This is a genomic window from Massilia sp. P2_C2 (assembly GCF_056404615.1).
This window is the reverse complement of record NZ_JBFUDR010000386.1, coordinates 1-4,992: the sequence shown is the minus strand read 5'-3', so window position 1 is coordinate 4,992 and position 4,992 is coordinate 1. Positions and strand designations below refer to the sequence as shown.

Below are 4,992 nucleotides of genomic sequence, written 5' to 3'. Positions count from 1 at the left end.
CGCTTCCCCAGCGTGGAAAGCCTGCGTCCGATCGGCGCCACCGTCATCACGCAGGACGACATCCGCCGTGCCGGCGCCAGCGACGTGAACAGCGCGATCCGCAAGATCGGCGGCGTGTTCGGCCGCCAGAGCCTGGATTCGTCGCCCGACTTCGCGCTCGACCTGCGCGGCTTCGGCACCAACAGCGCGCAGAACATGGTGATCATGGTCGACGGCGTGCGCCTGAACGAGAACGAACTGGCGAACACCGTGCTGTCGACGATCCCGATCGACACGGTCGAGCGCATCGAGATCACCCGCGGCGGCGGCAGCGTGCTGTACGGCGAAGGCGCCACGGGCGGCGTCATCCAGATCTTCACGCGCCGTGCACAAACGGGCGGCATGCACGGTTCCGTCTTCGCGGAAGGTGGGCAGTTCCACGAGCACGACGTGCGCGCCTCGCTGTCGCAGACGGCGGGCAACGTCAGCGCCGACATCGCCGTGGCGCGCCAGGGCAGCGACAACTACCGCCGCAACAGCGGTTTCGACCAGACCACTGCATCGCTCAACCTGCAGACGCGCTTCACGGGCGGCCGTGCGGGCATCCACGTGGAGAGTGCGCGCCAGGATTCGCGCCTGCCCGGTTCGCTGACCCTGGCCCAGTTCGACGCCGATCCGCGCCAGGCATCGACACCGCAGGACTTCGGTTCGCTCGACACGGATCGCGCGAACGTGTTCGCCGAGTACCGCCTGGGTGCCGTCGACCTGGCGGCCGACCTGTCGCACCGCGAGCGCAACGTGCGTTCGAACTACCTGTCGTTCGGCTCGACCAATGCGTACGACGGCCGCCAGGACCAGTTCTCGCCACGTGCCCGCTGGGTCGGCGACGTGGGGGGCATGCTGAACGAACTGGTGGGCGGCTTCGATGTCACGCGCTGGAAGCGCAAGACGACGTCGTCGTTCTCGAACGCGGACGCGAGCCAGTCCGCCAGGGCCGTGTACCTGCGCGACGAGCTGCGCTTCGATCCGGCGCACGACGGCCGCATCGCCCTCGGCGCACGCCACGAGACCTTCGACAAGGACTACGTCGATGCGCAGGCCCAGGTCGCGCCGGAAGACCGTTCGCAATCGCAGAACGCTTGGGAAGCGCAGGCCAGCTACCGCGTCCACCCGCTCGTGGACGTGTATGCCAAGGCGGGGCAGAGCTACCGCGTGGCCAACGTGGACGAGAACAGCTACCGCTACCCAGTCACCGACATCCTGAAGCCGCAGACCTCGCACGACCTGGAACTCGGCACCACGCTGCGCCACGCCCCGGGCGACGACAGCCGCACGCTGACGGCGCGCGTATTCCGGCACCGCCTGAAGAACGAGATCTTCTACGACCCGACCGCGAACGTTTGGGGCGCCAACACGAACCTCGATCCGACCGAGCGCAAGGGCTTCGAAATCGACGCCGAAGCCGAGATCGCGGCGGGCTGGCGCGCGAGCGCGCATGCGCAGCACGTGATCGCCCGCTTCACGGAAGGCCCGAACGCCGGCCGCGAAATGGTGCTCGTACCGAAGAACGTGCTCACCGCGCGCCTGGCCTGGGTGCCGGGCAACGGCCAGTCGGCCGACGTGGGCGCGCAATGGGTCGACAGCCAGCGCTACGGTAGCGATTTCAACAACGCCTGCGCGGCGCGCGTCCCGTCGTATGCCACGTTCGACGCGCGCTACGCCGTCAAGCTGGGCGCATGGGAAGTCGCCGCGACGGGCCTGAACCTGGCGGACCGCCACTACTTCAGCAATGCGTTCGGCTGCCAGTCGGGCATCTATCCGAGCGACGGGCGCCAGCTGAAACTGTCGGCCCGCTACGACTTCTGATGCTGATGGTGGGCACGGGGTGCCCACCCTACGACTGTCGGCGCGTTGCGACTTCTGATGCTGATGGTGGGCACGGGGTGCCTACCCTACGACTGTCGGCGCGTTGCGACTTCTGATGCTGATGGTGGGCACGGGGTGCCCACCCTACGACTGTCGGCGCGCTACGACTTCTGATGCTGATGGTGGGCACGGGGTGCCCACCCTACGGCCTCGGGAAATCGTAGGGTGGGGTATGTGAGGCCGGGGGGCTCACATACGAACGTGCCCACGCGTGACGTCAAGCACCAGCGGCTCGTCAGCGCCGCAGCGCGGTGAACGCGGAAAATTCCCACGAACGGAAGCCCACCAGCAACGTAAAGCCTTCGCGCTCCTGCGACGGCAGGCGACGGTCGTTGCGGTGCATGCGCGCCAGTTCTCCGGCCAGCTGGTGGATCTTTTCCACGAGTTCCCCGGCGCTCGCCAGCGACAGCCGCGCAGGCAGGCACATCAGCGCTTCTCCGGCGCCATCGAAACGGCCGGCAAAATAATCCTCGACGACATGCGAGCGGAAGAAGCGCTGCACGGGCCCGTCCGGCAGCCAGCGGAAAGCGTTCGATACCCGCAGCGTGTAGCGGTTCAGCGGCTTCAGTTCGATCACGCCGAGCCGGTCGAGTTCCACCAGCAGGCCGATGCACTCCGGTTCGCTCAAGCGATACGTCTCGACCATTTGTTCCAGGCTCCAGTGCCCCAGGCAGCAGATGGCGACGAGCAGCAGGCGCGGATTGGCCACGAGCGCCGTCTCCTGGACGAGCGTCAGCGTATCGGCCTGCGGCCTCGCATCGGCCGCGCGCCGCAACACGTCTTCCAGCGCGATGCCGGCCGCCTGGCAGATCTGGGCCAGGCGCGACAGGGTCATGTCCTTCTGGCCGAACATGCGCTTGATGCTCGATTCGCTCATGGCGATGCGGTCGGCCAGCATCTTGTAGGTGATTCCGGCGGCGCGCAGTTCGGCGCGCAGGACGTCCAGCAGCATATCGGGGGAGCTCATGGGGTCGTTTCTCTGGTTTCTCTGTTTGCATTCGTCAACACGGCGCTAACGAATGTACAGAAGAAGGCAGGCCAGTTCAAGAAATGTCGAGTCCGGCTTGCCGGGCCGGTCAACGTCATGATGCGCATCAGCGCGGGCCCGAATGCATGTGACATTGCCATCGTGGCGGTGTCAATCGATACTGCTCGTGTCGACAAACGGAGGAGGGAAGCTCGTATGAAAAAGAACGCTGTGAAAACGCTGGCGGTCATCGTCCTGGCCTCGCTGGGCGGGGCGGCACTGGCCCAACTGGCGGGTGTGCGGCGCACCGAGTTGCTGCGGCACGACATCGCGGCGCCGGGGCGCGAAGTTGTTCAGATACGCGTCGAGATCGACGCCGGCCATGGCGTGCCGAAGCATACGCATCCGGGCGACGAAGTGCTGTATGTGGTCGAGGGAACGCTGGAATACCAGCCGGAAGGCCAGCCGGCGGTGACGCTCAGGCCGGGGCAATCCGTGTTCATCCCGGCCGGGACGGTGCACGCGGCCAGAAATACCGGCAGCGGGAATGGCGCCGGGATCGCAACTTATATCGCTGAAAAGGGCAAGCCCTTGGTGACGCTGGTGAAATAGACGCCGATTGGTAGGGTGGGCACGTTCGCGTCATGCTGGCGTTCGCGTGGGCACAGGTGTGCCCACCCTACAGGTTCTTACTCTTCGTCCGGCTCCAGCTTCACCTTTTTGAGCGCACGCTTGGCGGCCAGCCGTTCGCTGGCCGTGGGCTTCGCGTGCGCTCCGGCCGCGCGTGCCTTGGCGAAGCCGGCGAACGGGTTGCGCGGTTTGACGGGCGGCGACGGCTCGACACGCAGCCGCATCTTCTGCCGGGTTGCCAATGCCTTGTTTGCCATCGCCGCTCCTTTCCTGTCCCTGCCGTGCCGGAGATTACAGCACGTAGCGCGACAGGTCTTCGTTGACCGCCAGCGCGTCGAGCCGTTCGTTGACATAGGCCGCGTCGATGACGAGCGCCTCGCCCGCCTTGTCGGTGGCCGAGTACGAGATCTCTTCCAGCAGCTTTTCCATCACCGTGTACAGGCGGCGCGCGCCGATGTTCTCGGTGCGCTCGTTCACGGAATAGGCGATCTCGGCCAGGCGATGGATGCCGTCGGCGGCGAATTCCAGTTTGACGCCTTCCGTCGCCAGCAGCGCCTCGTACTGCTTGGTCAGGCTCGCGTCCGTCGACGTCAGGATGCTCTTGAAGTCGTCGATCGACAGCGACTCCAGTTCGACGCGGATCGGGAAGCGGCCCTGCAGCTCGGGAATCAGGTCCGACGGCTTGGACAGGTGAAACGCTCCGGAGGCGATGAACAGGATGTGGTCCGTCTTGATCATGCCGTATTTCGTGTTCACCGTCGTGCCTTCGACGAGCGGCAGCAGGTCGCGCTGCACGCCGGCGCGCGAGACGTCGGCACCGCCGTGTTCCGAACGCGACGCGATCTTGTCGACTTCGTCCAGGAACACGATGCCATTCTGCTCGACGTTGGCGATGGCTTTCTGCTTCATCTCGTCTTCGTTGATGAGCTTGGCCGCTTCCTCGTCGACCAGCAGCTTCATCGCGTCCTTGACCTTCATCTTGCGGGGCTTCTTGCGGCCACCGCCGACGCCGGCAAACATCGACTTGATCTGTTCCGTCATTTCTTCCATGCCCGGCGGCGCCATGATTTCCATCTGCGGCGCGGCGTCGGCCACGTCGATCTCGACTTCCTTGTCGTCGAGCGCGCCTTCGCGCAGGCGCTTGCGGAACGTCTGGCGCGTGGCGTCGCCGCCGTCCTTGCTGTCGCTGCTGACGTTGAAGCCGAAGTCGCGCGCGGGCGGCACGAGGATGTCGATGATGCGGTCCTCGGCGGCGTCCTCGGCGCGCTGGCGTACCTTCTTCATTTCGCTGGCGCGGGTCTGCTTGACGCCGATGTCGATCAGGTCGCGGATGATCGTATCGACATCGCGGCCGACATAGCCGACTTCGGTGAACTTGGTCGCTTCGACCTTGATGAAGGGCGCATCGGCCAGCTTGGCCAGGCGGCGCGCGATCTCGGTCTTGCCGACGCCGGTCGGGCCGATCATGAGGATGTTCTTCGGGGTGATCT

Annotated in this window: 5 protein-coding genes; 2 read left to right on the top strand and 3 right to left on the bottom strand. The window is 65.8% G+C overall.

The window, feature by feature from the left end:
- The coding region (locus AC1DYX_RS27695) for a TonB-dependent receptor (RefSeq protein WP_477264888.1) at positions 1–1,845 on the top strand (1,845 nt) is incomplete at its 5' end.
- Positions 1,846–2,140: 295 nt separating this feature from the next.
- Here AC1DYX_RS27695 and AC1DYX_RS27690 read toward each other — a convergent pair.
- On the bottom strand, positions 2,141–2,872 hold the full coding sequence (locus tag AC1DYX_RS27690; RefSeq protein WP_477264887.1) for a helix-turn-helix domain-containing protein: 732 nt from the start codon (positions 2,870–2,872) through the stop codon (positions 2,141–2,143).
- Positions 2,873–2,989: 117 nt separating this feature from the next.
- Here AC1DYX_RS27690 and AC1DYX_RS27685 point away from each other — a divergent pair, with 117 nt between their 5' ends.
- The gene (locus AC1DYX_RS27685; protein WP_477264885.1) at positions 2,990–3,484 is read left to right on the top strand and encodes a cupin domain-containing protein; all 495 of its coding nucleotides are present in this window, start codon (positions 2,990–2,992) and stop codon (positions 3,482–3,484) included.
- A 77-nt stretch (positions 3,485–3,561) separates the two neighbouring features.
- Here AC1DYX_RS27685 and AC1DYX_RS27680 read toward each other — a convergent pair whose 3' ends face one another.
- Positions 3,562–3,759: a hypothetical protein gene (locus AC1DYX_RS27680; protein WP_477264883.1), complete on the bottom strand. Its 198-nt coding sequence runs from the start codon at positions 3,757–3,759 to the stop codon at positions 3,562–3,564.
- Between the two features lie 34 nt (positions 3,760–3,793).
- Positions 3,794–4,992 (bottom strand): ATP-dependent protease ATPase subunit HslU (gene hslU, locus AC1DYX_RS27675; RefSeq protein WP_477264881.1); only part of this gene is annotated, 1,199 nt, incomplete at its 5' end.